This is a genomic window from Caballeronia sp. M23-90 (assembly GCF_053574605.1).
In genome coordinates, this window is sequence record NZ_JBSIPA010000642.1 from 1 (window position 1) to 2,826 (window position 2,826).

At 60.6% G+C, this 2,826-nt stretch carries 3 protein-coding genes; 1 reads left to right on the forward strand and 2 read right to left on the reverse strand.

Going from position 1 to position 2,826, the window contains the following annotated elements; genetic code table 11:
• A partial coding sequence (locus tag ACRXB1_RS34005; protein ID WP_449494533.1) for an ABC transporter ATP-binding protein occupies positions 1-1,662 on the forward strand: 1,662 nt, incomplete at its 5' end.
• A 90-nt stretch (positions 1,663-1,752) separates the two neighbouring features.
• Here the strand turns inward: ACRXB1_RS34005 and ACRXB1_RS34010 are convergent.
• Together ACRXB1_RS34010 and ACRXB1_RS34015 are read right to left on the reverse strand one after the other, a co-directional pair.
• A complete protein-coding gene (locus ACRXB1_RS34010) occupies positions 1,753-2,244 on the reverse strand; it encodes a DUF2501 domain-containing protein (protein ID WP_449494534.1) in 492 nt (163 codons plus the stop codon).
• 183 nt (positions 2,245-2,427) lie between these two features.
• Positions 2,428-2,826: penicillin acylase family protein (locus ACRXB1_RS34015; protein ID WP_449494535.1), on the reverse strand; the 399-nt coding region annotated here is incomplete at its 5' end.

Consider the following 2,826-nt stretch of genomic DNA (forward strand, 5'->3'; position numbering starts at 1 on the left):
TCAGCCGTGACCGCGTTCTGCGCGCTGGCCGCGCTGGGCTTGAGCGCCACGCTCCTGCGCCAGCTCGTGTTCATGAACATCATCGCGCTGACGTTGCGGATGATGAGTGAAATCGCCGCCGACGCGTTTCATCGTGTGCAGCGGTTTTCCACCGACTGGCACGGCAACAGCTTTGCTGGATCGACCGTGCGCAAGATCACGCGCGGCATGTGGGCGCTCGACCTGCTCAATGACACGTTGCTGATCGCGCTGTTGCCGTCGGTGGTCATGCTGGTTGGCGCAACCGCGCTGCTCGGCGCCCACTGGACCGTGATGGGCGTGGTGGTGGGTATCGGATCGCTGGTGTATATCGGCGTGACCGTGGCGTTGTCGCTGGGATTTGTCGCGCCTGCCGCGCGGCTCGGCAACGCGTGGGATACGCGCATGGGCGGCGCTCTGGCTGACGCGGTGAGCTGCAATACCGTGGTGAAGGCGTTCGGCGCGGAAACGCGTGAAGAAGCGCGGCTTGCGCGGGTGATCGGCAAGTGGCGGCATCGCACGAAACGCACATGGGCGCGCGGCACGATCAACGGCGGCGTGCAGGGCGGCATGCTCGTGCTCATGCAGGTGGCAATCCTGGGCGCGGCGCTGCTGCTCTGGAACGCCGATAAAGCCAGCGTCGGCGACATCACGTTCACGCTCACCATGTTTTTCATGCTGCAGGGTTATTTGCGCGAAATCGGCATGCATGTGCGCAATCTGCAGCGTTCGGTCAACGACATGGAAGAACTCGTGTCGCTCGAGGCGCAGCCGCTGGGTATCGAAGACAAGCCGGATGCCGGACACATTGCGATCAGCAAGGGCGAGATTCGTTTCGACCACGTGACGTTTTGCTATGAAGGCCATACCACGCCGCTTTACGACGATTTCTCGGTCCACATCAAGTCGGGAGAACGCGTTGGCCTGGTTGGGCATTCGGGATCGGGCAAGACCACGCTGATCAAGCTTATCCAGCGTCTTTACGATGTCTCGGGCGGGAAGATCACCATCGACGGGCAGAACATCGCCAATGTGAAGCAGGCATCGCTGCGAGGCCAGATTGCGATCGTCCAGCAGGAGCCGGTGTTGTTTCACCGGTCGCTTGCGGAGAACATCGCGTATGCGAAGCCGGGCGCGACGCGGGCGGAAATCGAGCGTGCGGCCAGGCTTGCGAGCGCGCATGATTTCATCGACAGGTTGCCGCAGGGGTATGACACGCTGGTGGGCGAGCGCGGCATCAAGTTGTCGGGCGGCGAGCGTCAACGCGTGGCGATTGCGCGTGCGTTCCTTGCGGATGCGCCGGTGCTGATACTCGACGAAGCGACGTCGAGCCTCGACAGCGAAAGCGAAGTGCTGATCCAGCAGGCAATGGAACGGCTGATGGTCGGCCGGACCACGCTGGTGGTGGCGCATCGGTTATCGACGGTGCGCGCGCTTGACCGGCTGCTCGTGCTCGACAAAGGGCGGATTGCCGAAGAGGGCAGCCACGACAAATTGATCGAACTCGATAACGGCTTGTATCGCCGGTTGTATGAGCGGCAGGCGCTCGGCTTGATGAAGGAATTCGATCAGCCCGTGCTGTCGAAGCAAAAGGCAACTGGTTACATCGGCATCGGCGATACGACCTTGGCGTCGGGCACGTGATGTGAAGTCATAAAAAGCGGTGAAGCAATAAAAAACGGTCCTGGAAAAAACCAGGACCGTTTTTTTATCACCAAACCAGCCTTACATTGCTTACTGGCCCATGCCGATCAACGACTTGCCTTGCGAAAGAATCTTGTCGCAAACCTGCTTGGTGACCTGTTGTTTCAGGCCGCCGCCGCTCAGGTCGACCTGCTTGCCGTTGCTGCTTTTCAGCAGACCGTTTGCGCCGTCGGTATAACCGCTGTCCTGCGATGCCGCCGACGTGCCGCCCAGCTTGCTCATCAACGAATCTTTCACCGTCGACGCGCTGCTGGCATTCACATAGTTGTTCTTGATACAGAACTGCAGCACGCCCGCGACGTTGCTGGTGCTGCCCGATGACACCGATTGCCCGGTCAGCGCGCTGCCCATGCTGCCAAGGCTGCTGAGTCCGCTCGATGACCCGTCGGAACTTCCACCTCCCTTCAGCAGGTTGCCAAGCTGCGCGTGTGCGGCTGACATGGACAAAAACGGCAATGACAGCGCAATGGCGACGCCTGCAATGGCGGTTCGAACTGAGTTTTGCGTGTTGCGGACTTTCATGCGGTACTCCTTCAGATAACAAAATCAAGCTTCTAATATAGTGCCTTTCGCGCGAAGCCGGATCAGAACGCGGCTTGTTTGCGGCCATGCAGGGTTCAGAGGACGTAATCGACGAATTGGTTCCGCGTAACGCGTCGGGACATACAAAAGTTACAGAGTCCGAAGTAACGGCGCGCGCCGTTGCTAACGCCGAACCAGGTCCAGCCGGTGCACGGTTTCACCGGGCATGAACGATGTTGCATCGCCGCGAACCCAGGCCTCATGTCCCGCCATGAAATACGGTGACAGGGGATTTCCCGACTGGCCGCCTGGCATTTCGAAGATGCCGTCCTGCTCGCGTCCGGGCGACACGATCATGCGCTCCGATGCGCCGAACGAAGGCGTTTGCACGCGCGGCATGTTGAAGTCGCCCGGAAGCGCATCATGCGGTGCGCCGAGCCAGCCGCGCACCCATGGCAGCCACGATGGCACAAGCCGCGCAAACGGATGTCCTATAACTGCACGATTGCGTGCGCCCCAGCTTGCATCGGCGAGTGGTGTGTCTGGCGGCAACTGAGCGATCGCATGATCGATTCGGTCGAG